Here is a 22,999-nt window from a genome sequence, read left to right on the forward strand (position 1 = left end):
AGAGGGAGGGCGGCCATGGGGCGACGAGCGGTGTCTGCCGGCTACGAAAACGGGTCGGCCGAGGACCGAGAGAAGCAGCGTGCGGCCACGCGGGCGGGGCGGCGGGAGGCCGTCGCCCTGGCGGCGATGCCGTGGGCGGTGATGGCCCTGGTCGCAGTGGTGGACGCGGCGACAGGACCGGACATCGGCCTGCTGCCCCTGGTCTCGCTCGGGCCGGCCTTCGCGGGTCTGGCCGGCGGCTGGCGCAGAACGGCCCTGATCGGAACCGTTGCCCTGGTGCTGGGTTGCGCGCTCGGCATGTACGACGGCCTTTTCGCCGAACGGCGCGGCTATGCCGCCCTGGGCGCGGTGGCCGGCGTAACGGCGGCCGGCGTCGTGGCGGCAGTGACGCGCCGGCGCCGGGAGGCGGAGCTGGCCGGCGTCCGCTCGATCGCCGAGGCCGCCCAGCGGGTCCTGCTGCGTCCGGTGCCGCGCAGCGCGGGCCCGTTGCGGATCGCTGTCTCCTACACCTCGGCCGTCGCGGAGGCTCGCATCGGCGGCGACCTGTACGAAGTGGCCGCCGTCGGGGACAAGGTGCGGGTCATCGTCGGAGACGTACAGGGCAAGGGCCTCGAAGCGGTCGAGACCGCGGCCGTCGTGCTCGGCGCGTTCCGCGAGGCGGCGCACGACGAACCCGACCTCGTGGCGGTCGGCGCGCGGATCGAGCGAACCTGCGAACGGGCCCTGCAGGACGAGAAGTTCGTCACGGCCCTCCTCGCCGAGATCGACTCCACGGGCACGGTCACCTTCGTGAACTACGGGCACCCGCCCCCGCTCCTGCTGTCCGCCGACGGCACCGTCTCGTTCCCCGAGCCGAGGAGCTACGCCCTGCCCCTGGGGCTGACCGCGCACGCCGCAACCGGCCCGCAGCCGTTCCGGGTCCCGTTCGCGGCGGGGGACCAGATGCTGCTGTACACCGACGGGGTCACGGAGGCTCGCGACGAGACCGGTGCCTTCTACCCCCTCGGCGGGCGCACGCACCACCTCAAGGACCCCGATCCCGAAGCGGCGTTGGAAAAACTCCGCGAGAACCTGGTGCTGCACACTCAGGGGCCGCTCCACGACGATGCCGCCATGCTCCTGCTCCGCCACCGCGAACAGAGGGCCGGATGAGGGCGGGGCGGGCGCGGCACGGTAAAAAGAGGTATGGCCGACCGAGCGCAGCCCGCAGCGGGCACGGAGCACGTCACCGCGGGCAATGACGATGTCGACGCGGTGACCCGCGCGGTGCTGACCGCCTCCCGTGTTCTGGTGGGGGTGTCCGCCCGCTCACTGGCGGCGGTCGAGGACCGGGTGACGCTCCCTCAGTTCCGGCTCCTGGTCGTCCTTGCGACCCGGGGTACGGCCAAGCTCGTCGTGCTGGCGGACCATCTCGGAGTGAAGCCGTCCACCGCGATGCGGATGATCGACCGCATGATCGCCGCCGGTCTGGCCGACCGCCGGATCAACCCCGACAACCGTCGTGAGACCCTGCTGGGCCTGACCGACGACGGCCGCCGTCTGGTCAACGACGTCACCGCGCGCCGGCGCGAAGCCATCGCCGACATCGTCTCCCGGGTCGCCCCCGGCCAGCGCGCCGCCCTGGTCGAGGCTCTCACCGCGTTCAGTGAGGCAGGCGGCGAGCCGGCCGTCTCGGACGAGGCGGACGCCCTCTACCCGCTGGGTTGGTCCGACAACCCGCCAAGGGGCACCGCCTGAATGCCCCGTTCCACTGCGCGTCGCCATCGCTTCCCCCGTGGGGCCACCGCCGCAGCGCCTGTGCCCAGCTGAAACTCCGGGCTGCCGTGGTGAAGGCGGTGCTGTCGCCTTCCTCCGCGGGCGAAGGCGCGGGCGAGGGTGCGGACCGGCGCGGGCAGCCTCACATGACGTGGATCCAGACGGCCTCCGACGGGGTGCCGCGCCGGTCGGTGGCGAACAGCATGTGCCAGCCCGCGGGAACCAGGGACGGGTCGTTCGGGACGGTGACCGTGATGCCGCCGGGAGCCTGCTTCAGGCCCAGGGCGACGGAGCGCTGGTCGAAGTCCGTGACGTGGGTGGCGGATCCGGGATGGATCAGTCGCGCGGTCGTGATGCGGGCGGCATCCGCGGTGCGGATGGTGATGCTCTGCCCGCGTCGCACGCTCGCGGGGGCGTCCCCGAGCCGGGGCCGGTTGTCGCGGTAGAGGTAGGGCGGGGAGTAGACCTCCACGCGCTGTTCGAAGGTGCCCGGCTTGGTGTTGTCCGCGTCGCCGAAGAGGGGGTCCGAGCCGAAGACGGCGACCCGGCCGTCCGGCAGCAGCAGGGCCTCGGTGTGATAGTTGCGTCCGACGGCGGGATCGGCGGCGGCACGGAAGGCGTTGGTCTTGGGATCGTAGAACTGGGCCGCCAGGATGTCGCTCTCGCCGCGGCCCCGGTAGTCGCCGGAGCCACCGGTCGTGAAGACGGTGTCGTCCGGCATCAGCACGGTGTTGAGGTAGCGGGTCCGGTGCGGCAGGTCGGGGCCGGGACCGAACACGGGATGCGGCGCCTTGAGGTCGATGACGGCGGTGCGGGCGGTGGCCTTCTCCGATTCGCCCACGCCGCCCCCGCCGAAGACCATCACCTTCTGGTCCTGCGCGGGTGGCAGCAGCACCGACCCCGACGTCTCCAGCGTGTCGGAGTCCTTGAGCCCGGACGTGGTGCGGAAGGTGTTGGCGGCCAGGTCCCAGATGCCGGGTGCGCGCCCTTGGTCGGCCGGACCGTACCCGGAGTTCGACCCCGAGTAGAAGACCTTCCCGCCGGTGGTCAGGAACAGCGAGGGGTAGGTGGGGAAGTAGCGGGTGGGTGCCTTGCTCCAGGTGCGGGTGGCGGGATCGTAGATCTCGTTCTTCCCGGGCACGACTTGGCCGACATCGTCGAGACCCGAGGTGGCCAGGACCTTGCCGTCGGCGAGGGTGAGCAGGGTCGGGTACCAGCGGGCCTCGCTCATGGAGCCGACCTTGGTGTACTTCTCGGTCGCGGGATCGAACTCGTAGGCGTCCCTGATCCCCTGGAAGTCCTTCTTGTCGAGGCCCAGCTTGTTCGCGATGCCGTAGAAGTTGTCGTCGTCCTCGCCGCGCAGCCCCTGGATCTCGTACTGCTCGGTGGTGTTGGTGACGCCGCCCGCGCCTTCCTCGTCCGCCTCCACGTAGACCCGGGCTTCGTTGGCGGTGACCGTCGCCCTTCCGGTCACCGGGCTGATGGCCTTGTGCGCGGGCGGCACGTGGACGGGGAACTGGGAGCGGTAGGTCTTCCCCGACGCGGACAGGAAGACGGTGCCCTTGGGGAAGGTGCGGTCCTGGTCGGGGTCCTCGTTCTTGACGAGCATGGCTCCGCCGGCGCGTTTCACGTCGCCGCCGAGCGTCTCGTACCGTGCCGTGCCGCCGGCGATGAGTACCTTGCCGTCCGGAAGCTGGGTGTGTCCGGCGCAGAACATGTCCTTCGGGGTGTCGATCTTCCTGAAGGTGTTCTTCGCCGGGTCCCACAGAGTGCTCTTGAAGGTGCCGCCCTCGAACTGCTTGACGCTGTTCCCGGAGCCGGCGATCAGCAGCACCTTGCCGGTCCGCAGCAGCACGGCATGGATCGAGTTCAACTGGTACCGGGCCGGCATGGCCATCAGGTCCCAGTGTCCGCGCTCGGCCTTGTAGTCGTCCGTGTCGATCTCGTAGGCGTGGTACTTCTCCTGGGCGAAGCCGAGCACGGCCGGCGCGTTCGCGGCGGCCAGGACCAGTACCGCCCCCACACTCAGCCAGGTCTTGTGGGACGACGGACGGGATGTACGGGCGGGCATGGGGGCCTCCGGGGCGAAGGGGCTCGGCAGGTCTCGACAGCTATCGCAGGAGGGGGCGGGGCCGGGGGAGACACGCTCGTTTGCATAGTGCAAAATAACCCGTAGGGGGCACTCTCCGCCCGGGTGCCACCGTCGTACGGCAGGAACAGGGGGTTCACTCACGATGAACGACGGCCGGGGCCGACCCTGGACCTTCCTCACCCACCACGCCCGCGTACTGATGATCCTCGCTCGTGCTCCCGGCATCCGGATCCGTGACGTCGCCGCCACGTGCGGGATCACCGAACGCACGGCGCAGCGCATCCTGACCGACCTCGAAGCCGCCGGCCACGTGTGCCGGGAGCGGGTCGGCCGGACCAACCGGTACACCGTCGACCCGGACGGGTCATTGCGGCACCCGGCGGAGGCGGGCCTGTCCGTCGGGATGCTGCTGGCGCTGACCCCGCGGCGGGAGCACATCGGCGGCGAGGTTCCCCCGTCCCCCTGAAACCGCTCTCAGCGACGGTCGGCCGAGCCTTTCATCATGGCCAGCATGTCCTTGCCTCCGGTACGCAGGAACCGCAGGACCAGGACGGCGCCGAGCAGCAGGAACACGATGTTCAGCCAGGTCGTGTAGTTCCAGCTGACACCGCCCTGCGGAAGTGCCGCGGCGCCACTGTCGGGAACGAGGCCGAGACCGCTGAAGACGAACTCGACCACGTACCCGGCCAGGACCATGGCCGCGTAGAACGTGCCCAGGAGGAAGAGGGCCGTCCGGGCACCGTAGTACTTCCGGTAGATGTTCAGGATCGGCAGGATCAGCAGGTCGGCGAAGAGGAACGCCACGACCCCTCCGAAGCTGATGCCGCCCTTCCACAGCACGACGGCCAGCGGCACGTTGCCGATCGAGCACTCGAACGAGACGATCGCCACCAGCGGCCCGATCAACGGACCCCATACCTTGGCCGCGAGGGGGTGGCCGTCGAAGAAGAAGGTGCGCCAGAAGGAATCGGGAACCCAGGCGGCGACGGCGCCCGCGACGAGCAGACCTACGACGAGGTCACGCAGGATCGCCGCCCACTCCATGACGAAGATGTGGGCGACCGAAGTGAAGCCCTCGCGTGAGCACAGCCGTTGCACGAAGGAGCCCTCGCGCTGGACCGACATGTCCATCGCGGCGTGCCCTTCCATGGCTCCCGACACCCCCCGCTCGGCCTGCTCCCGCGCAGCGCGCACCAGCCCGTCGCGCAGCAGAAGCCGGAACATGACGGCCAGGGCGACGATCATCACCACGCCGCCCGCGAACTCGGCGGCCGTGAACTGCCAGCCCATCAGCAGGGCCAGGATGACGCCGAGTTCCACGACCAGATTCGTGGAAGCGATCTGGAAGGCCATCGCCGCGGTGAGGTTCGCCCCTTTGCGGAAGAGGGAGCGGGCGAGTGCCACCGCGGCGTAGGAGCAGGACGAGGAGGCGATGCCGAGACCGGTCGCGGTGGCCAGCGTACGGGGGCGGTCGTCACCCAGCAGGGAGACGACGGTGGACTTCCGGACCACCGCCTGCACCAGGGCGGACAGGGCGAAGCCCAGGATCAGAGCCCAGGCGATCTCCCAGGCCATCGAGCCGGTGATCGCCAGGGCGTGCCGAACTGCGTGCATGGACGTCCTCCTGTCCGGGGGTACCCGGTGCAGCACCCGGGACCGGGTACGGCTCATGGGTACCGCGATCCTCAGGAGGTACGCGCCCCGACCCGCTGCGCACGCGGAGAACCCCCAGAGCGGCGAACTGCGCACCCGCGCCATGGCCGCAGCCCCACTCACGACGCGGGTGCGGTCCAGGGGGAACTGTTGCGCAATGACTCGTTGACGGACGGATGCCGCTCCGGCAGAACATTGCGTCAGCGACTGACTGGCGTGATGCCGCCGCCCCCATCCAGGGGCCATGTGGGCTCCGACTACTGCACCGGACCAGGGCAGACCGCCCTGTCCGGCGCCCGTCGTCGGCCTGGTCGGCCGCGCAGCCCAGCCTTCGGCCTGTCGCCGCAGGCGCCGCCGTTCTCGCACCCGGGGTCGGCGTCGACGAGCTGCGCCGAGCGCCGGCCGGCGAAGCGGCGCTGAGCGAAGACACGATGGGACCTCCCGGCGCGCGTCTCCGGGGCCGACCGGGCCGTCACGGGTAGGGCCCACTCGGCCCTGATCCGGACCCCGTCGGCACTGGGTGCCGGATGATGCTCGGCTCGATCATGGAATCCGGACGTCCCTCGGCGAGCCGCATGCGAAGGGGCACCGGTCGCCCGCGAGCCGTTGCCCGCAGGCACGGGGACCTCGATGTGACGCATCGAAGACATGGGAAACGGAAAGAGACCATGACTTCGAAGCGGGTACTGGTCGCCTACGGCACCAGGCACGGAGCCACCGCGGGCATCGCCAAGCAGATCGGCATGACTCTGCGCGAGGACGGCCTCGACGCCGTCGTGCTGCCGGCCGACGACGTGGACGACGTTCGGGGCTATGACGCCGTCGTGTTGGGCGGGGCCCTGTACGCCGGACGCTGGAGCCGAAAGGCCAAGCGCTGCGCCGAACGCAACGTCGACTACTTGAAGCACCGTCCCGTCTGGTTGTTCAGCAGCGGGCCGCTGGACCGCTCCGCCGAGGAGCACGACATTCCGCCGGTGCGGGCGGTCGCTCATCAGATGGAGCGCCTGGGCGCACGCCAGCACGCCACGTTCGGCGGCAGCATCACGGAATACACACCAGGCCTTGTCGCCAAAGCGCTGGCCCGTCAGGGCAAGGGAGGCGACTTCCGCAATCCCGAGCGGATCCGAGCCTGGGCCCATCACATCAGCGCCGAGCTCGCGGACTCGGACTGAGGCACACCAGACCGCGAACGACTACCGCACCGCGAACGGCACCCCAGGTGAATCTTCGCGATCAGAGCACCAACAGGGGTGAGCGGGCGAGGGCTGGGCGTGGCGGGCCCCTCAGGACGGAGGCCGCCCCGGCCTGCTCGGGCGTGACGACCAGGAGGCAGACCCGTGCGGCGCGAGGACGCCACGCCCCGGCTCACGGTGTGGCGGTCGCGGCACAGCGCTCGGCCGCCGCAGCGTGACCGGCCGTGACCGCCGGAGAAGCCCACCAGACCGCCTGGGGGACCTGGCCCGGGGGGCTTTCACTTCCCACCGTGGCCAGTGGCCGGCGCGGACGTGCCGGTCGGACGGCGGCGAGCATCGCGTCGCACGGGCCGACGACGTGCTGCTCCTCAGGGGAGAGGGCTCCGGGAGCGCGCCCATGGTGGCGGAAGGAGAGTCGCCTCATCCGAGAGGACTCCTGCTCGGGGAGCGGTAGTGGCGGCGGTGTTCACGAACTGGTCGTGGGCGTTCTTCGCGGCTTCGCGGGCTGCGTTCAGGTCTTCGGCGGTGGTCGGAGGCGGCGCAGGCAAGCGCGGTGAGGGTCTCCAGACGGTCGCGGCGCATTGGTTCTCCGTGGTTGGCGCGCACTTGCCGTTCGGCGGCACGCTCCTGAAGTCGGCCGGAGACGACGCTTGCACCGAGCGGAGTGGCGACGATGGCGAGAGCCACGGTGATCAGGGGTGCGGAACACCCCGATCCTCTCGGGTTTGCTGACGGACAGTGGGAACAGGGGGCATGCCTGGCCGGCAAGGTTGGGCGCGGCGCTTCGATGCCGCGATGCCGCGACGCGTGGAGTGTTCCGTAAGAACGTCCCAGCACCGCGGATTCGGGCGTCGTGGCGGCCTGGTGCGGGGGTCAGCGGGGGGCCGGGCTGGGGCGGCCTTGTGGCTGTCGCAGTGCGCTTTCTGCGCTGGTTCCGGCAAGGACGCGCAGGCCGTGCGGCTCGCCGACCGGGGCTACCAGGCGCGATCCGGCTGTTCTGCGACCACGTGACCTCGCCGCACTGGCAGTGGCCGGCAGGACGAGGTGGCTCGCCAGAGCCACGGCATCCACCTCATGCTCCACCCTCAGTTCGCCGTCCGCCGTGACGTACTCGGCGGGATAGCTCCCACGGCGTGATCAGCGTGATTCGCGGGAGGTGGGTACCGAAGCCGCCTATTCACCGGACACACCCGCCCCGACGCTGCCGTCTACCACCCACCGCCAAGTGACCACCGTGGTAGGCCAGTGCCGAATGGGCTGCCTCCAGCGCTACTACCTGCACACCCTCAGGGCTTCATGGCGCCGTCAGTGACGCTGGGAGCGTCGTCGCATTGCCCGCTCTGCATGCGTGCTGCCTCGCTGCGTGCGCGCCCCTGCCCCTGTCAGCTTGGGGACGCTGCCACCCGTCAACTGGCACGTCAGACGCGGCTATACCGCACGGACCCGAAAGTGCCAAGAGTCCAACCCGTCAGGTCTGTGTCCAGAGCGTCAAAGTTTCCTCCCCTGTTTTGTACACAAGCGCCCCGAGCGGTCAGGAATCGAAGCGCGATAGGTTCGTACCCGAGACCACCGCGATCTGACCTGCGGGCCGGCCTCAACTCGGTTGGAGCGATGCCGAGTTGACCGATATCGACGCGGCCCGTCGCCCCGGCGGCACAGCAACGCTGTGTCCTTTCTTCCGCTGACGTCACGCAATGGCACGCGACAGGAGCCGGAGTACATGCGACCCGCACAGGGCGATGCCCCCAGGGAGGACGACAAGATGAGCCGCAGAACAGAACCCGTCACGCCGGTTCCGGCACTCGAACTCCGTTGTGGGGGACTCCACGTGACCATTCAGCGCGTACCGGCGTGGCTGATCACACTCATAACCACTGCCATCGGTACAGGGGCGGCCTGGTGGGCTCATCAGTGAAGAGCGTGCGCGCCACATCGCACCCCTTCCGCACCCGAACCGGGTCTGGCCGGGCCGATACGGTCTTGAGTTGACGGCGCGGACGGCAGAGCGGTTGAACGTTCCCGTCCGTAGCCGTCTCGCAGGACTCCCCTCGCCGTTGCTCGGGCGTATCCCGCAAGGTGGGCCGGGCGCGCGCCTACCAGCATCTCGCTGGTCTTCGGGAGTTTGGTTGAGGTGGGCGGTCGGGCAGCCGGCACGGACCCGGTGTCCGGATGGATCTCCTCATAAACGGCGGGACAGCGGCCGCCCGGGTGCGTCGGACCACAGTGCCCGTCCACTCGCAGCGGCCGCCTGCCCGCTTGAAGGGGATCCGCGCGCGGATCTTGATCCAGGGCTGTCGCGTCGTCGTCGGCCACGGTCAGCCGGCCGTCCGGACCGGCGCCTGGTGCGCGTCGTCGTACGCCGCCAGGGCCGCTTGGGCACCATGTCCGCGTCGGCGGCCTGGTCGTTATTGGCGCGCAACCACGTCCTGATGGCGGTGAGTTCCTCTCGGCCAGGCCGCGCAGGACATCGCGGCGGCGCCCGCGTCCGCGTGCCACTGGGCGTAGGACCGGCGGAGCGCGTAGGGGCAAATCGGTGGGCGGTTGAAGGAGGCAGCGGCGATTCGTCGGGTCCAGGGGCATTCGTGCTGCGACGGGGGGGGTGTCGACCCACTGCCGCAGGGTGTGGGGGAAGTTGCTGGTGCTGGCCGAGCACCTCCGCACGCGTGGGATCCGCGCTATGAGAAGACCGCGACCCTTACCTGGCCGGACTCCACATCGCGGGCGTCTTCCTCTGGTCTGCGCGGTGATCCAAACGAGAGGGCCTAGTCGTGAGCGATGACGGCCACGGGCGCGTGGGCGTGGTGGATGACGGCGTGGGCGACGGGGCCGATGTGCGCCCCGACGGGCGATCGGCGGATACGGCGGCCGACGACGAGGAGTTCCGCATCCGACGCCTCCGCCAGGAGCTGCCACGCCGCATGACCTGCGTGCACGTGCTCCGTGACGCTGACCGTGGGGTACTTCGCCCGCCAGGAACGAAGCATGTCGTCGAGCCGGGACTTCGCGCTGAGGTCGAGCTGCGCGCGCACCCGGGGGTCGTAGGCCGCCCCGTACCCCGCCACCGCCGGCGGCGTCCAGCCATGGACCGCGTGAAGGGTGCAGCTCCTGCGAGATGCTTCTTCGAACGAGAAGGCCAAGAGTGCGTCGCACGGCCGACCGGTATCCAGCCCCACCACCAACCGCCGGTCGCTGCGGTGTTGGCCTGCCGGGGTCTCGGTGGCCTCGCCGGCCCGCACCAGTACGACGGGCCGCTCGGTCGTATGGATGAGTGACATCGTCACGGACCCGAGGACGAACCCGGTGAGCCTGCCCAAGCCGCGGGACCCGAGGACAAGCATGGCTGCGCTCTGCGCGCTCGCGGCCAGGGAGGCCGCCGGCCGCCCGTCGATCGACCGGATGCTGACGGTCAGCGTGGGATCGCTCCTGTGCATCTCGTCCGCCGCGTCACGCAGCAGGGCGTCCGCCCACTTTCGGCGTATCTCGGCGGTGATGGGAATGCCGAGGGGTGTCGCCCACTCCTCGGCATGGACGAGGTGCAACGGCACGCCCCGTAGGCGTGCTTCCCTTGCCCCCCAGTGGCTCGCGGCAACGCTCTCCCGGCTTCCGTCGAGCCCCACGACGATGTGGCCGTTCACGGCGCCTCCTCTCGGTCGAACCGTGGGACCCGGTGCTCGCAGGTCCCTGTGCCCCGAACTCGCAGGGGAGCCGTCTGCCGAGCCGACTGACGCCGGCCCCCTGCCTCGCGGGTCCACCTCGTCATTCCGCCGCGGTGTCGTCGATCGCGTAGTCGAGGCGATCGACCACGTCGATCACGCCGTCGACAGTTCGGCACAGCCGCTCGATCACCGGGACAAGGCTCTTGAACCGCACTGTTCCGTGCAGTTCGACCCGGCCGTCGATGACGGTCACGGTGACCGCGTCGGGGCTCTGGTGCAGGGTGCGGTCAAGGTCGTCACCCGTGATCTCGTGGAGGATTTCGTCGTCTCCCCGCAGGAAGACACCCAGGAGATCCCTGCGGCTGACGATTCCGACGAGCACCTCCGCATCGTCGACGACCAGAAGGCGCTTCACTCCTTGGGCCTCCATGAGCCTGGCCGCCTCGGCCACGGTCCAGTCGGGCCTCGCACACACGGGCGGGGCCGACATGAGCTCGTCCGCCCGCACGGCCTGTGCCTTCTCCTGCTCCCAGGCCTCCTGCTCGGACAGGGACCTGAAGTATCCGCCCTGGTCAGCGGATTTCGGCAGAAGGTCCCTCTCCGATATGACGCCGAGGGGGCGTCCTTCGCCGTCGACGACCGGTACCGCCGACACCTGGCGTTCGGTCAGGATCCGGACGATGTCCTTGAACGTCGCTCCCGGGGGGACGGTGACGACGTCCCGGGTCATCAGCTCGCGCAGTTCACGATGTCTCATGGGCTCCTCCTTGCTCGGGGCCGCCGGCGACGGCCGTGTCGCTCACGCCGGAGCAAGTGCCGACGGCAGCCAGGGCACCCCCGCCGCTGCGGGGGCCGCGACGCCATGTCGTCGTTCATGCTCAGGGGGGGGGGACGTCACCGACAAGGCGTACGGCCCTGACCTCCCCGCCCCCGGACTCGACGTGTGCGCATCCTCGCGCCCGGTTCATCCGGACCACCGGGCCCGGCCGAGGGGCGGCCCGGGTGCGGGGCATGGGCAGGGGCCAGGTCGTCGAGGGCGTACTCGAGGGACTGGTCCACACTCACGACACCGTCCACGGCCTGGCACAGGCGCTCGACGACCGGGATGGCGGAGCGCGCCTCGACCTGGCCGGTCAAGGAGACGACGCCCTCGCGCACGGTCACCCGCACCCCTCCCGGGGTCATCCGCAGGGTACGTCCGAGGACGTCCGTGACGATTTCGTCGCGGATGGCGTCGTCGCGACGGAGCATGGGGCGCAGCAGGTCGCAGCGGCTGACGATGCCGACGAGCGTGTTGGTGTCGTCGACCACGGGGAGGCGCTTGACGCCCCGCTCGTGCAGAAAGCGGGCCGTCTCCACGATGCCCCATTGACGCCGGGCCGTGAGAATGGGGGCCGACATGAGATCGCCGGCCGTCCGGGACTCCGTCGAATGAGGGGGCGCGACCGCTCCCCCTCGCATGAGATCCCTTCCCTCGGCGTCCGGCAGAGCGGCTTCCCGGCGCAGGAGGTCGGCCTCGGAGACGATGCCGACGGGGTGATTCTGCGTGTCCACCACGGGCAGCGCCGAGACTCCGCCGCGATCGAGACTATGGGCGACCGCTTTGAGTGAGGTGTCGGGACCGACCGTGATCACATCTCGGGTCATGACGTCGGCAATGGTGCGATGCGACATGGCGTGAACTCCCTTACAGCGGCGCACTCAGGCATGAGCGATGACGGCCGCGGGCGCGGCCCCGTGATGCAGGGGGCCGGGGTGCCGTCCGGTCCTGTGCCGAAGCCCGCAAGCCTTCCCGGGCCGCGCGAGCCCGGGACGAACGGTGCAGCGTGCAGCTTCGGCGACCGAGGCGACGGCCGGCCCGGCGGACGGCGACCGGGTGAAGAGCCGGTCAACGCATGCGCCGGCCTCGACAGTGCCTGCCGCGAAGACGCCTTCCTGACACCTTGGTGCGCGGCCACTGAACTGGCGCCAGAACCGTTGATGCCGACGGCCACACGACGAGTCATGGAGAGTCCTCCTGCACCTGTGAGTCGGCCTGCTCTCAGCGTGGTGCACGGCGGCAGGAGGGGGGAGGGGCCAACGGGCCCCCGCTGGGGCCGACCAGCCCTCCCGCATGCCTGCCCGGTGCAGAGCGGACGGCCACAGGCGTGCTGAGTGAACGACTTCGAGGCTCACTGAAGGTGAGGACGTCGTCCGGACCCCCGCCGGATCATCGCCCCGCCCACCAGGAGAAATGCGCGAGCCCATCCCTGGAGAGCGGCGTGACCTCACCGCACCGGGCCGAACGCGGTCAAGCCCGACCTCGCATGGGCATGCCGCCGGCGGGGTGCCCAGGCCCCACACCGGCCCCACCGGCCGGTCGCCTGCGGTCGTAACTCCCCTCGTCACTGCTGACGTTCAACAACCGACCCGCCTCTGGTGGAAACCGCATGGACCGGTGACACGGCACGGACGACGAGCCGTCAGGCGCTGCGCATCCACGACTGCGGCCTGAGCAACAGCGAGTACGGCTAGGGCCGTTCGTCCCTGAAGCGGGCCCGGGTGGCGGCTTTCGGGGAGGCTCGCCCCAGGAGAAGCTCTACCCGTAAGTTCCGTACCTGACCGGCCCATCGCTCTCGCGCTCTCCCGCGGAGGGGCGGTGCCCGCCCTCGGGTACGGGAGGGGGGCTCAGCGGAGACGCAAGCAATCGCTGAGGGTCGCCGGCGCAGAGGGGAGACGCCGGCGGCCAGGAAGCCCTGCGGCATCCGACGACCCGCGCCCGCCGCAGGGCTTTTCCTCTGACCGGCCCACGAATGCAGCCACCCCCGGACTCCGTACGCTGCTTGGGCCCGCGGCGGGTCCGTCGGGGCGGGTCTGGCGGCGCGGCTCGGTGAGCGGAACAGCACGTGCCGTTGCGAGGCCTCGCCGGCGCCCGTCTCGGGAGTCGGAGTGGAGCCGCTCTCCAGTGGCGTGGCCGTCAGCTCCTATCGGCCCGTGAGGGCATCGAGGGCCGCGTCCAGACGCTGCGTGGCTTCGGCAGCGACGGCCTCCAGCGCGGGGAGACCGGTGAGGGTGACCATGGTGGAGGGGTCGAGGGCCTGGACGAGGGTGCTGTTGCCGTCGCGGCGCACGACGACGTTGCACGGCAGCAGGAGGCCGATGCTGCGGTCGGCTTCCAGTGCCTGGTGGGCGAGGGGCGGATTGCAGGCGCCCAGGATGAGGTAGTCCTCCATCTCGTGGCCGAGTTTGGCTTTGAGGGTGGCGGTGACGTCGATCTCGGTGAGGATGCCGAAGCCTTGGTCGGCGAGGGCCGCGCGGACGGCCGTGACGGTGTCGTCGAAGTTGCTGTCGAGGCGGACGGTGCGGTCGTAGGACATGGATGCGTCTCCGTCTGTGCGTGACCCTGCTGCGTTCCTGGATACCTCGGAGGCCCCGCATCGGGGTGGAGGCCCCGCCGTCGGCGGAGCGCCCGGGTGGCCTCCTCACCGTCCAGAATACCCCTGGGGGTATCACTGCTACAGTGGATCGCAGATACCCCCCGGGGTAATGGACGCGAGAAAGGAGGCCTCCGTGTTCTTCGTGGACATCCTGGAGACCGAGGGTCTGGGAAACCGCAGCTACCTGGCCGGTGGTCGGGAGGCGGCCGTGCTGATAGACCCGCCGCGGGACGTGGAGCGGGTGGTTGCGGCAGCGGCCGGACGGGGCGTGCGGATCGCGTACGTCGCCGAGACGCACGTGCACAACGACTACGTGAGCGGCGGCCTGGAGCTGGCCCGGCTGACCGGGGCGACGTACCTGGTGCCGGCCGCGGCCCGGGTCTCCTTCGACCATACCCCGGTCACCGACGGCGACACGCTGCCCGTCGAGGACGGTCTGACCCTGCGGGCGCTGGCCACTCCCGGCCACACCCCGCATCACACCTCCTACGTCCTGCGGGAGGACGGGCGGGAGGTGGCCGCGTTCACGGGCGGTTCCCTGCTGATCGGCAGTGTGGGACGACCCGACCTGGTCGAGCCCCGCCTCACGGAGGAGCTGGCCCGCGCGCAGTACGCCTCCGCACACCGGCTGGCCGCCGAACTCGACGATGCGGTGCAGCTCCTGCCCACGCACGGGTTCGGCAGTTTCTGCTCCTCGTCGCAGGCGGAAGGCACCTCCAGCACCATCGGCCGGGAACGCCGGACCAACCCCGCGCTGACGAAGGACGTGGACACCTTCATCGCGGACACGCTCGCCGGGCTGGAGGACGTGCCCGCCTACTACGTGCACATGGGTCCCCTCAACTCCGCGGGCCCCGCGCCGGTCGACCTGACCCCGCCGAGGACGGCGGGGGGCAGGGAGATCGCCGAGCGGCTGACCGCCGGAGAATGGGTGGTGGACCTGCGCAGCCGGACCGCGTTCTCCGCGGGACACGTGGCCGGAACGGTCAACTTCGAAGCCGACAGCAAGCTCGCCACCTACCTGGCCTGGCTGATCCCGTGGGGCAAGCCCGTCACGCTGCTCGCCGAAAGCCCGGCCCAACTCGCCCACGCACAGCGGGAGTTGGTGCGGGTCGGTATCGACCGCCCTGCGGCGGCGGCCACCGGAGACCCCGCCGACTGGCTGAGCGAGGGAGGGGCGCTGCGGCCCTTCCCCCGCGCGGACTTTGCCGCTCTGCGTACGGCCCGCGAAGCCGGAGAGGACCCGGTGGTTCTGGACGTGCGCCGCCGCTCCGAGCGCGCCGGCGGATACATACGGGATTCCCTCCACATCCCCGTCCACGAGGTCCGGGACCGGGCCGGCGAGATACCGGCCGGAACGGTGTGGGTGCACTGCGCCGGCGGGATGCGTGCCGCCATCGCCGCGTCCCTGCTGGACGCCGCCGGCCGTGACGTCGTCGCCGTCGACGACTCCTTCGACGCCGCCCTCGACGCCGCCCTCGACGCCGGACTGCCCCTGACCACGGACCTACGTCGCTGAACCACCGCCGACCATCACGTTCCCCGATCGGAGACATACCCGATGTTCCTCTTCCGCCGCGGTACCGCACGCGTCACCCCCGCCCAGGCACGGCAACGCATCACCGATGGTGATGCCGTACTCCTCGACGTGCGGGAGCAGGTCGAGTGGAGGGCCGGGCACGCCCCCGGCGCTGTGCACGTCCCGCTCTCCCGACTGGTCGCCGGTACGGCCCTGCCGGCCGCGGCCGAGGGACGGCCGCTGGTCGTGATCTGTCGTTCCGGGCACCGTTCCCAGCAGGCCGCGAAGCTGCTGACCGAACGCGGCCTCGACGCCGCCGACGTCAAGGGCGGCATGAACGCCTGGGCGTCAGCCGGACTGCCGGTGGTCGACGACCGCGGAAGCCGTGGCCGGATAGCGTGAGTGTCCTCGTTCTCGCTCTCGTCGCCGGAGCCGTCATCGGCCTGGCGCTCGGCGCTCTCGGTGGTGGCGGCAGCGTACTGGCCGTGCCCGCCCTGATCTATCTCCTCGGCTTCACCCCGGCGGCCGCCACCACCGCCTCGCTGATCATTGTCACCGCGACTTCCGCCACGGCCCTCTCCTCGCACGCGAGGTCCGGCAACGTCCGCTGGAAGACCGGGGCGCTGTTCGCGGCCGCCGGGACCTTGCCCGCCGTCGCAGCGGGCACCCTCGCGGCACACGTGCCCGAAGCGGTGCTGACGGCGGCGTTCGCCGCGATAGCGGTCCTCGCCGCGCTGGCCATGCTCAGGTCGCCCGCCACCGATGAGGAACTGCGGCCACCCAGACCCGCGCGGGCAGCCGGGGCGGGCGCCGGACTCGGCGCCGTCACGGGACTCCTCGGGGTGGGCGGCGGATTCCTCGCCGTCCCCGCCCTCGTCTCCGTACTCGGCCTGCGCATGCGGGCCGCGGTCGGCACCAGTCTGCTGGTCATCACCATCAACTCCCTGGCTGCCCTTGTCGCCCGCGCCGGCAGCAGCACGCCCCTGGACTGGGCGGTCATCGCCCCCTTCACCGGTGCCGCGATCCTCGGCGCCTGGGACGGCAAGCGCCTCGCCAGCAAAGTCTCCGGCCCCACCCTCCAGCGCGTCTTTGCGGCCGTGCTGCTGGCGGCGGCCGGTCTCATGCTCACCGACGCCCTCACCTGACCGACCCGACCTGCGAGAACTGTTGCCGCCATGTCCCACCGATGCCCCCGGGCGTCAACCGGATCCGGCCGGGCACATCCCCACCACAACCCCGGAGCACCGCATCATGTCCAGCCCCCACACCCTCGGCGCCGGCCAGGCCCGCGCCCGTCTGCACGAATTGATCGTCCTGGACGTCCGCACCCCCGGCGAATACGCCACGGGCCACCTCCCCGGCGCCCTCAACGTCCCCCTGGACCACCTGAAGCAGGCTCTCCCCAGCATCCGCCACGCGGCCGAGCGCGGCGACATCCTCGTGGTCTGCGCCTCCGGGGCCCGCTCCGAGAACGCCTGCAAGTCCCTGGCCGCGCAGGGCGTCGCGACCGCCACCCTCGCCGGCGGCACCGGAGCGTGGGCCGCCGACGGCCACCCCCTGCACCACCCCGACCACACCCGAAGCACCGCGTGGAGCATGGAACGACAGGTCCGCCTCACGGCCGGCGCCGTCGTCCTCGCCGGTCTCGTGCTCGGCCGTCTGCGGGCCGCCTTCCGTCTCGTCTCCGCGGGTGTCGCGGGCGGACTGATCTTCTCCGCCCTCACCAATACCTGCGGCATGGCCGCCGTCCTGGCCAAACTCCCGCACAACCGCCCTCACCAGGGCGACCTCGACGCCACCCTCACCGCCCTCCGCGACCGCTGACCCTCGGCGCCCGGATACCCCCTGGGGTACCATGGGGTGAGAGCACACAAAGCCGGGAGGCACCTGTGAAGGTCGACGACGACGCAGTCAACGCAGTCCTCAACCGTCTGCGCCGCGCTCAGGGGCAGCTGTCCGGCGTCATCGCCATGATCGAAGCCGGCCGCGACTGCAAGGACGTCGTCACCCAACTCGCCGCCGTCTCCAAGGCCCTCGACCGGGCAGGCTTCAAGATCGTAGCCAGCGGCATGCGCCAGTGCATGAGCCAAGCCGATGAGAACCAGGCGCCCATGACGGAAGAGGAACTCGAAAAACTCTTCCTCGCCCTCGCCTGACCGCCCCCGGTCGGCTCCATCGGGCGCCCGGCCGGGGCCAGCCGCTGCGCAAGCCGGGCCGGATCCGCCGGACAGGACCATGGTGATGTGCGTGGCGCCCACGGTCTTCGGACACAGGGGGCCCTGCATGCCGCCTCGACCGGTGAAGCCGCGCGGTCGCGGCGCTAGAGCGTCGCCGTCCACTCCGTCACCGTCACGACATCGCCCCGCTTCGCGAGGAGGTCCTTCGTCAGGACGTCGTGAAGCGCCGGGCTCGGGTCGGCACACGCGTCCGAGAGCGTCGTGATCCGGTAGTCCAGGTCGAATGCCTGGAGCGCGGTGGAGAGCACGATGCCGCCGGGCGCGATGCCCGCGAGGGCGAGGTGGCCGACGTCCTGGGCCCGCAGTATCTGGTCGAGGTTGGTGCCCGCGAAGGCGCTGACGCGGTTCTTGTACAGGACGACTTCATCGGGCGCGGGGGCCACGTCCGGGTGAATCTCGGCGTCCGGGTCGCCCGGTACGAAGCGGTCGTGCGGCAGGGCGCCGAACACCGCGTTGTTCGGGTGTGCGTCGACGTGCCCGGCGCGCAGGCGCAGCGCGACGTGGAGGACGAGTACTCCCTTCTCCCGGGCGGCCTTCAGGGCGGCGGCGGCCCGGGCGAGGGGGGCGGGGTCCACGCGGCTGGCGTGGGCGTTCTGGAAGTCCATGAGGAGCAGGGCGGTGCGGGACATGAGGGGCCTTTCACTTGCGGGAAACCGGGGTGCGAGGGGAATCAGGCCGACGTGCCGATCCGCCCGAGGGAGCGGTCGAAGAGGGTCATGACGAGGAAGAGCACGCCGGCGCCGAGCATGATCCACGACAGTTCGTGCATGCCTCCCGTGTCGGCGCGCTCCCCGAAAGAGGCGGCGCTCGCGGACGAGGCGACCATCGACCCGATGTAGGCGAAGGTGCGCAGGAGCCCGGCGGAGGACGCGGTGCGCTCCGGATCGGCCTGGAAGTAGACGGAGTTCTGGAGGGCGAGGTTGTTGAGACCCTGCGGGACACCGAACACCAGGGCCACGAGGAGCAGGCTCCACAGCGGGCTGGTGCCGGAGAGCGTGAGCAGGATCAGGCACGCGGCGATCTGCCCGAGCGCGCCGACGAGGAGTTTGCTCCGTACGCCGGTGCGGCGCCCGGACCAGATCGAGACGCCGATGGCGAGCAGGAACATGGGGATCTGCACGAGCCCGGCGTGGAACGGCGAGAGCCCGTACCCCTCCTCGGTCCACTGACTGAAGCCGTAGAGGAAGGAGTACGCGACGACGTACGCGACGAGGGCGCGTCCGTATGTCGCGAGCAGCGGCGTGTTGCCGCCGAGCACGCGGAGGTCGATGAACGGCGTGGCCGCGCGCGACTCCCGCAGCGCGAAGGCACTTCCGGCGAGGAGCGTGATGACGAGCAGGTACCAGTCCCGCGGGTGCAGGTTCATGAGGAACAGCAGCAGCGAGGTGAGGGTGACCGCGAAGAGCGCCATGCCGGGCAGATCGAGCTGGGCGGCGACCCGGCCGCGCTGCGGACTCTGGCCCGTACCGGCCGACTTGGGCAGTCGCCACCAGCCGAGCAGCACCGCCGCGACGGCGAGCGGGATGTTCAGTGCGAACGTCGCGCGCCAGCCGCCGACCGCGATGAGGAGGCCGCCGAGGAGCGGGCCGATGACGGCGATGGTCTGGTTCGCGACGGCGAGCGCGGTGAGTACGCCGCCGGGGCTGTCGCGCCCGGTCCGTTCCGCCTCGCTCCGCACGAGCGCCATCGCGGCGGGATAGCCGCCGCACGTGCCGAAACCGAGGAGGACGCGGGCCGCGACGAGGACGCCGAGGTTGGGCGCCAGGGAACCGAGCACGCCCGCGAGGCCGACGATACCCGTGCTGATGAGGAAGAGCCTGCGTGGCCCGAAGAGGTCGATGAGCCGTCCGACGACGGGCTGCCCGAGCGAGGTTGCGAGGTAGAGCGCCGAGACGAGCCACGCGGTCTTCGACGGGGGCGCGCCGAGCGCGTCACCGATGGGGATGAGCGCGACCGAGATGATCGTCGAGTTGATCGGGTTGAGGACCGAGCCGAGCATCATCGGCGGCAGCAACCGCCGGTTGAAACGGGGCTGTTGGGCCGGGGGGCCCTTGTCGCTCGTCCCGGCCCCGGTGGCCGGCTCAGTCATACGTCAATCGCTCCAGTACGGACATGGCGGCGATGACCGCCCGGAGTTCCTCCTCCGTGCACTCCTGCTGGAGCCGCGTCGCGAGCCATTCGGCACGGGCCTGGCGGCCCTCGTGGACACGGCGACGGCCCTCGGGGGTGAGGGTGATCAGCAGCCGGCGGCCGTCCTCGGGGTCCGGGGTGCGGAGGATGAGGCCGCGCGCGGCGAGCGCGGTGACGGTCGCGGTCATCGACTGGTGCCGGACGCCCTCGGCGGCGGCGAGCACGCTGGTCGTGACCCCGGCCGCCGTCGCGGGCGTCTCGGTCTCGCGGGCGAGGCGGGCGAGCGCGGTGGACTGCCCGAGGGTGAGGTCCTCGGCCTCGGAGGCACCGAGGATGCGGCGGCGCAGGCGGCTGATGACGGCCCTGACCTCGCGGGACGCCTGGACGGCGGTGGGTGAGGGGCGGGGCGGGGAGCCGGGGGTGCCGCTCGCGACGGGATCGGTGGGCATACCACCTACCGTAACTCGCACAGGGTGAGCTGTACAGTCTTGCCTGTATATAAACGGGATGCTCGTGCCGACGTGCTGTTCGCGCTGCGGGCGCGCTGCTGTGCGCCGGCGGGCAGGCGCGAGATCGTGAGGCAGTCGGCCCGGTGTCTTCGGCGAGACGATCGCGGAAGGCGGTGAAGCACGCCGGGGTGGAACCCGAAGCCGTCCGGGCTCACGCCCCTCGCAGGGGAGTCGAGCCGAGATCAGGGCGGCGGGGCAATCCCAGCGCAAGACCCAAGCTGGCCCCTTCGGACTGACGAAGGAAGCGGGTGTGGCATGCAGACGCTGGGGGAGGGGGATGTCGCCGAGGCACTGCGCGACAGCGGTAGCGAGGTGATCCGTCTGTACGACGCGGCCTGTGCCGAGCGCATGGCGCCGTTGTTGATAGGTCTGCGGGCGGGGGTGTCCGGGTGGGAGGCCGACCCGGACTTCTGCGTCCGGTCTGTACGCGGCCTCTGGCATACCGGCCGTCCGCTGGCCGTCGCGGCTGAGCGCGCTGGAGCGGTTCCCCGAACGTCAACCGCGCATACGCGCCGTCCGCCCGCTCCACTTCGTACGGCCCGGCCGGCAGCAGTGTCTGCTGGGCAGCGGCCCCCGCCTCAGGTACCGATGGTGGCCAGGCCCGCGATGCCGGCTGCGTACATGAGCAGGACGGCGAGGCTGTCGATCCCCATGCGCAGGAATTGTCGTTGGGGCCTGAAGACGAGTCCGGCCACGTAGACGCTGGTGAGGACGGCCCCGAGGGCGGTGAGGTAGATGTCGGTGTGGTGTGCGGCGGGCAGGACCGGGTGCCCGGAGATCACGGTGGCCAGCAGGAACAGCACCGGCAGGAAGGCGTTGCCGCCGAAGATGTCGCTGATGGCGAGTTGGTAGTCGCCGAGCTTGGTCGAGGTGATGCCCGTACTGACCTCGGGCAGGGAGGTGGCCGCGGCCAGCACGGTGGCTCCGAACAGGACGCCGGAAAGGCCCTGCCGTGCGAAGAACTCTTCTCCGCTGCGTTCGATCAGCACACCGGCCACCAGCGTCGCCGCTGCCGCGGCGGCGAAGACGAGGGCAGCACGGCCGGTGCTCACGCCCTTGTCGGTGGCCGACTTCTCCTTCTTCCCCTTGGAGTGCCCGCGCGGCTCCGGCTGCGCGCCCGGGGCGTCGCCGCCCGCGTGCCACGGCAGTCCCCTGCCCGCCCGGTTCGCCAGGAGCAGTCCGCCGATCCAGAGGGCCGCGATGGCCATGGACGCGGGATCCAGTCGGGCGAAGGACAGGTCACCGGGCAGCTGAGTGCCCATCACGACCACGGCCAGCACGACGATCACCAGCACGCCTTCGAGGACGAGGACCAGGCTCGCGGCCAGCCGCGTCAGCGGTGCGCGCGGCCGTACGCCGGCGGCGTCCAGGACCACGAGCACCACGGTCTGCAGGGCGATGCCGCCGAGGATGTTGCCCACGGCGACATCGAGTTGCCCGCTCATCGCCGCGCTCGCGGTGATCGCGATCTCCGGAAGGTTCGTCGCGATCGCCAGCAGGACCAATCCGCCCAGCGCGCTGCCCAGGTGCAGCCGTTCGGACAGGACGTCCGTGGTGTCCGACAGTTTGATGCCCGCGTACCAGATCACTGCCGCGCTGAGAAGGAACAGCACCAGCAACACCGGCGAACTCAGAGATCCCATACCGCGCCCCGTACCCGCCGTCGGCCGCTCCACCGCACTGTTCGTCAGTCGCAGGCGCAGCCGGTGCATTTGGCACACCCAGCCCCCGGCTCCGTCGGACCTGCCGGGGGCCGCTCAGGTGTGGTCTTGGGGCTGGGCCTGCTTGGGCGTGGTGAGTGCGCCGTGCAGGAAGAGGTCCACCAGTTCTTCGGTGGTGAGTGGGTCCGGGGCGCCGGGGCGGCCTGCGGACATGACCATGAGCTGGAAGGCGTCGGCGAGGCGTTCCGGCGCCAGCCTTAGGGCGTCCCGGTCGGGGTCGAAGAGGGCGGCCAGGGCCGCGCGCGGCGCGGCCAGGCCCGCCTCGCGGTCCGGGGAGCGGCCGTCCTTGCCGGATGGGGGCGGGGTGGTGCGTTCCGGCCGCGCGGTCGCAGCGAGGGCTCCGACGACGGTGCCCAGGCGTGTCATGTAGCCGTGCATCACCTCGGCCGCCTCGGTGAGCCGTGCCGTCAGTGGCTGGTCCAGCGAGATCGATTCCAGGTGGGCGACGGTGTCGTCGGGGCGTACCGCCTCGGCCATGCAGGCCGCGAGCAGGGCGTCCTTGTCGGCGAAGGCCCTGAAGATCGTGCCTTCTCCGATGCCGGCCGCGCGGGCGATTTTCGCGGTGGACACAGAGGAGCCGTACTCGACGACGAGGGGAAGGGCCGCAGCGACGATCATCGCGCGGCGCTGGTCGGGTTCCATCGGTGCCGCACGGCGCCGGGAGGGAGTTGCAGAGGTCTCTGTCATGCCTCCAACTGTACGGAGTGAGTACTCACTCCGTCAACGGCAATGACGCAGCGATCAGTCGTCTCCACGACCGCCGGTCCCAGGCCGCGCAGCGGGTAGTGGACGCGCGCAGGGACTCGGTGGTGCGCGCCAGTGTGGTCGGACGCCCGGCGCGCCCTACGACCGGCGCCGGACGCAACCTCGACGGCACGCTCCGCCGCGGGTACGGCGCCGCCGGCGAGATCGGAGCCCTCAAGGCAGTGCGCCGGCTCAGCGCCCCCGGGCACCTGGCCGCCCGCCCCGGCGTCCCCGCCCGAAGTCGACCGGCGCATGCTCACCGACGGCCTCGCCGCACCCGCAGCGCCGCGCCGCTGACGAACTGGTGGTGGCAGCACGGCCGTCGTCGCGGGTGGAGTGCCGTACTCCGTCGGCCTTGCCCAACGGGTCCGGAC

Annotated in this window: 20 protein-coding genes; 9 read left to right on the forward strand and 11 right to left on the reverse strand. The window is 71.0% G+C overall.

Annotated features, from left to right (window positions below; all coding sequences use genetic code 11):
- Positions 1-126: 126 nt before the first annotated feature.
- Both ACGF3I_RS15525 and ACGF3I_RS15530 read left to right on the forward strand, forming a co-directional pair.
- Positions 127-1,152, forward strand: coding sequence for a PP2C family protein-serine/threonine phosphatase (locus ACGF3I_RS15525; protein WP_393132293.1), 1,026 nt, complete (start codon positions 127-129; stop codon positions 1,150-1,152).
- Between the two features lie 33 nt (positions 1,153-1,185).
- Entirely contained in the window at positions 1,186-1,737 is a 552-nt protein-coding gene (locus ACGF3I_RS15530; RefSeq protein WP_393132110.1) for a MarR family winged helix-turn-helix transcriptional regulator, read from the forward strand.
- Positions 1,738-1,897: 160 nt separating this feature from the next.
- Here the strand turns inward: ACGF3I_RS15530 and ACGF3I_RS15535 are convergent, their stop codons facing one another.
- On the reverse strand, positions 1,898-3,826 hold the full coding sequence (locus ACGF3I_RS15535; RefSeq protein ID WP_393132112.1) for a galactose oxidase-like domain-containing protein: 1,929 nt from the start codon (positions 3,824-3,826) through the stop codon (positions 1,898-1,900).
- Positions 3,827-3,989: 163 nt separating this feature from the next.
- On the opposite strand from ACGF3I_RS15535, the gene ACGF3I_RS15540 reads away from it, so the two are divergent.
- Complete coding sequence (locus ACGF3I_RS15540; RefSeq protein WP_393132114.1) at positions 3,990-4,313, forward strand: helix-turn-helix transcriptional regulator; 324 nt, start codon at positions 3,990-3,992, stop codon at positions 4,311-4,313.
- A gap of 8 nt (positions 4,314-4,321) precedes the next feature.
- Here ACGF3I_RS15540 and ACGF3I_RS15545 read toward each other — a convergent pair whose 3' ends face one another.
- A complete protein-coding gene (locus ACGF3I_RS15545; RefSeq protein WP_393132116.1) occupies positions 4,322-5,461 on the reverse strand; it encodes a permease in 1,140 nt (379 codons plus the stop codon).
- A gap of 707 nt (positions 5,462-6,168) precedes the next feature.
- On the opposite strand from ACGF3I_RS15545, the gene ACGF3I_RS15550 reads away from it, so the two are divergent.
- Entirely contained in the window at positions 6,169-6,672 is a 504-nt protein-coding gene (locus tag ACGF3I_RS15550; RefSeq protein WP_393132118.1) for a flavodoxin domain-containing protein, read from the forward strand.
- Positions 6,673-9,455: 2,783 nt separating this feature from the next.
- Here ACGF3I_RS15550 and ACGF3I_RS15555 read toward each other — a convergent pair.
- From ACGF3I_RS15555 to ACGF3I_RS15570, 4 genes are all read right to left on the reverse strand, one after another.
- Positions 9,456-10,328 (reverse strand): universal stress protein, encoded by an 873-nt coding sequence (locus ACGF3I_RS15555; protein ID WP_393132120.1) that lies wholly within the window; start codon positions 10,326-10,328, stop codon positions 9,456-9,458.
- Between the two features lie 121 nt (positions 10,329-10,449).
- Positions 10,450-11,106 carry a CBS domain-containing protein gene (locus ACGF3I_RS15560; RefSeq protein ID WP_393132122.1) on the reverse strand — a complete coding sequence of 219 codons (657 nt, stop codon included), beginning with the start codon at positions 11,104-11,106 and terminating at the stop codon, positions 10,450-10,452.
- 137 nt (positions 11,107-11,243) lie between these two features.
- Positions 11,244-12,023 (reverse strand): CBS domain-containing protein, encoded by a 780-nt coding sequence (locus ACGF3I_RS15565; protein WP_393132124.1) that lies wholly within the window; start codon positions 12,021-12,023, stop codon positions 11,244-11,246.
- Positions 12,024-13,312: 1,289 nt separating this feature from the next.
- Positions 13,313-13,705, reverse strand: a complete 393-nt coding sequence (locus ACGF3I_RS15570; protein WP_393132126.1) for a DUF302 domain-containing protein — start codon at positions 13,703-13,705, stop codon at positions 13,313-13,315.
- A gap of 193 nt (positions 13,706-13,898) precedes the next feature.
- Between ACGF3I_RS15570 and ACGF3I_RS15575 the strand changes: the two genes are divergently transcribed.
- The 5 genes from ACGF3I_RS15575 to ACGF3I_RS15595 all read left to right on the forward strand — a co-directional run bounded on the left by ACGF3I_RS15575 (position 13,899) and on the right by ACGF3I_RS15595 (position 17,440).
- Positions 13,899-15,284, forward strand: coding sequence for a rhodanese-like domain-containing protein (locus ACGF3I_RS15575; protein WP_393132295.1), 1,386 nt, complete (start codon positions 13,899-13,901; stop codon positions 15,282-15,284).
- A gap of 42 nt (positions 15,285-15,326) precedes the next feature.
- Complete coding sequence (locus ACGF3I_RS15580) at positions 15,327-15,686, forward strand: rhodanese-like domain-containing protein (protein ID WP_393132128.1); 360 nt, start codon at positions 15,327-15,329, stop codon at positions 15,684-15,686.
- Positions 15,683-16,429, forward strand: coding sequence for a sulfite exporter TauE/SafE family protein (locus ACGF3I_RS15585; RefSeq protein WP_393132130.1), 747 nt, complete (start codon positions 15,683-15,685; stop codon positions 16,427-16,429). The genes ACGF3I_RS15580 and ACGF3I_RS15585 overlap by 4 nt, the downstream gene beginning before the upstream one ends.
- 106 nt (positions 16,430-16,535) lie before the next feature.
- Entirely contained in the window at positions 16,536-17,108 is a 573-nt protein-coding gene (locus tag ACGF3I_RS15590) for a rhodanese-like domain-containing protein (protein WP_393132132.1), read from the forward strand.
- A gap of 65 nt (positions 17,109-17,173) precedes the next feature.
- Positions 17,174-17,440: a metal-sensitive transcriptional regulator gene (locus ACGF3I_RS15595; RefSeq protein ID WP_393132134.1), complete on the forward strand. Its 267-nt coding sequence runs from the start codon at positions 17,174-17,176 to the stop codon at positions 17,438-17,440.
- Positions 17,441-17,604: 164 nt separating this feature from the next.
- On the opposite strand, the gene ACGF3I_RS15600 is transcribed toward ACGF3I_RS15595, so the two are convergent.
- The 5 genes from ACGF3I_RS15600 to ACGF3I_RS15620 form a co-directional block, all read right to left on the reverse strand.
- Complete coding sequence (locus tag ACGF3I_RS15600; RefSeq protein WP_393132136.1) at positions 17,605-18,150, reverse strand: cysteine hydrolase family protein; 546 nt, start codon at positions 18,148-18,150, stop codon at positions 17,605-17,607.
- A 41-nt stretch (positions 18,151-18,191) separates the two neighbouring features.
- Positions 18,192-19,610, reverse strand: a complete 1,419-nt coding sequence (locus ACGF3I_RS15605; protein ID WP_393132137.1) for an MFS transporter — start codon at positions 19,608-19,610, stop codon at positions 18,192-18,194.
- Positions 19,603-20,100: a MarR family winged helix-turn-helix transcriptional regulator gene (locus ACGF3I_RS15610; protein WP_393132139.1), complete on the reverse strand. Its 498-nt coding sequence runs from the start codon at positions 20,098-20,100 to the stop codon at positions 19,603-19,605. The genes ACGF3I_RS15605 and ACGF3I_RS15610 overlap by 8 nt, the downstream gene beginning before the upstream one ends.
- Positions 20,101-20,738: 638 nt before the next feature.
- Complete coding sequence (locus ACGF3I_RS15615) at positions 20,739-21,803, reverse strand: sodium:calcium antiporter (protein ID WP_393132141.1); 1,065 nt, start codon at positions 21,801-21,803, stop codon at positions 20,739-20,741.
- Between the two features lie 114 nt (positions 21,804-21,917).
- Positions 21,918-22,568: a TetR/AcrR family transcriptional regulator gene (locus ACGF3I_RS15620; RefSeq protein WP_393132143.1), complete on the reverse strand. Its 651-nt coding sequence runs from the start codon at positions 22,566-22,568 to the stop codon at positions 21,918-21,920.
- Positions 22,569-22,999 lie beyond the last annotated feature (431 nt).

This window comes from Streptomyces sp. NPDC048111, assembly GCF_043202815.1.
In the GTDB taxonomy this organism is placed as follows: domain Bacteria; phylum Actinomycetota; class Actinomycetes; order Streptomycetales; family Streptomycetaceae; genus Streptomyces.

Bases quoted from the DNA above. Each gene is read 5' to 3' on its own strand.
- ACGF3I_RS15525 (WP_393132293.1), top strand. From the start codon at position 127: ATGCCGTGGGCGGTGATGGCCCTGGTCGCAGTGGTGGACGCGGCGACA.
- ACGF3I_RS15530 (WP_393132110.1), top strand. From the start codon at position 1,186: ATGGCCGACCGAGCGCAGCCCGCAGCGGGCACGGAGCACGTCACCGCG.
- ACGF3I_RS15535 (WP_393132112.1), bottom strand. From the start codon at position 3,826: ATGCCCGCCCGTACATCCCGTCCGTCGTCCCACAAGACCTGGCTGAGT.
- ACGF3I_RS15540 (WP_393132114.1), top strand. From the start codon at position 3,990: ATGAACGACGGCCGGGGCCGACCCTGGACCTTCCTCACCCACCACGCC.
- ACGF3I_RS15545 (WP_393132116.1), bottom strand. From the start codon at position 5,461: ATGCACGCAGTTCGGCACGCCCTGGCGATCACCGGCTCGATGGCCTGG.
- ACGF3I_RS15550 (WP_393132118.1), top strand. From the start codon at position 6,169: ATGACTTCGAAGCGGGTACTGGTCGCCTACGGCACCAGGCACGGAGCC.
- ACGF3I_RS15560 (WP_393132122.1), bottom strand. From the start codon at position 11,106: ATGAGACATCGTGAACTGCGCGAGCTGATGACCCGGGACGTCGTCACC.
- ACGF3I_RS15565 (WP_393132124.1), bottom strand. From the start codon at position 12,023: ATGTCGCATCGCACCATTGCCGACGTCATGACCCGAGATGTGATCACG.
- ACGF3I_RS15570 (WP_393132126.1), bottom strand. From the start codon at position 13,705: ATGTCCTACGACCGCACCGTCCGCCTCGACAGCAACTTCGACGACACC.
- ACGF3I_RS15580 (WP_393132128.1), top strand. From the start codon at position 15,327: ATGTTCCTCTTCCGCCGCGGTACCGCACGCGTCACCCCCGCCCAGGCA.
- ACGF3I_RS15590 (WP_393132132.1), top strand. From the start codon at position 16,536: ATGTCCAGCCCCCACACCCTCGGCGCCGGCCAGGCCCGCGCCCGTCTG.
- ACGF3I_RS15600 (WP_393132136.1), bottom strand. From the start codon at position 18,150: ATGTCCCGCACCGCCCTGCTCCTCATGGACTTCCAGAACGCCCACGCC.
- ACGF3I_RS15605 (WP_393132137.1), bottom strand. From the start codon at position 19,610: ATGACTGAGCCGGCCACCGGGGCCGGGACGAGCGACAAGGGCCCCCCG.
- ACGF3I_RS15610 (WP_393132139.1), bottom strand. From the start codon at position 20,100: ATGCCCACCGATCCCGTCGCGAGCGGCACCCCCGGCTCCCCGCCCCGC.
- ACGF3I_RS15615 (WP_393132141.1), bottom strand. From the start codon at position 21,803: ATGGGATCTCTGAGTTCGCCGGTGTTGCTGGTGCTGTTCCTTCTCAGC.
- ACGF3I_RS15620 (WP_393132143.1), bottom strand. From the start codon at position 22,568: ATGACAGAGACCTCTGCAACTCCCTCCCGGCGCCGTGCGGCACCGATG.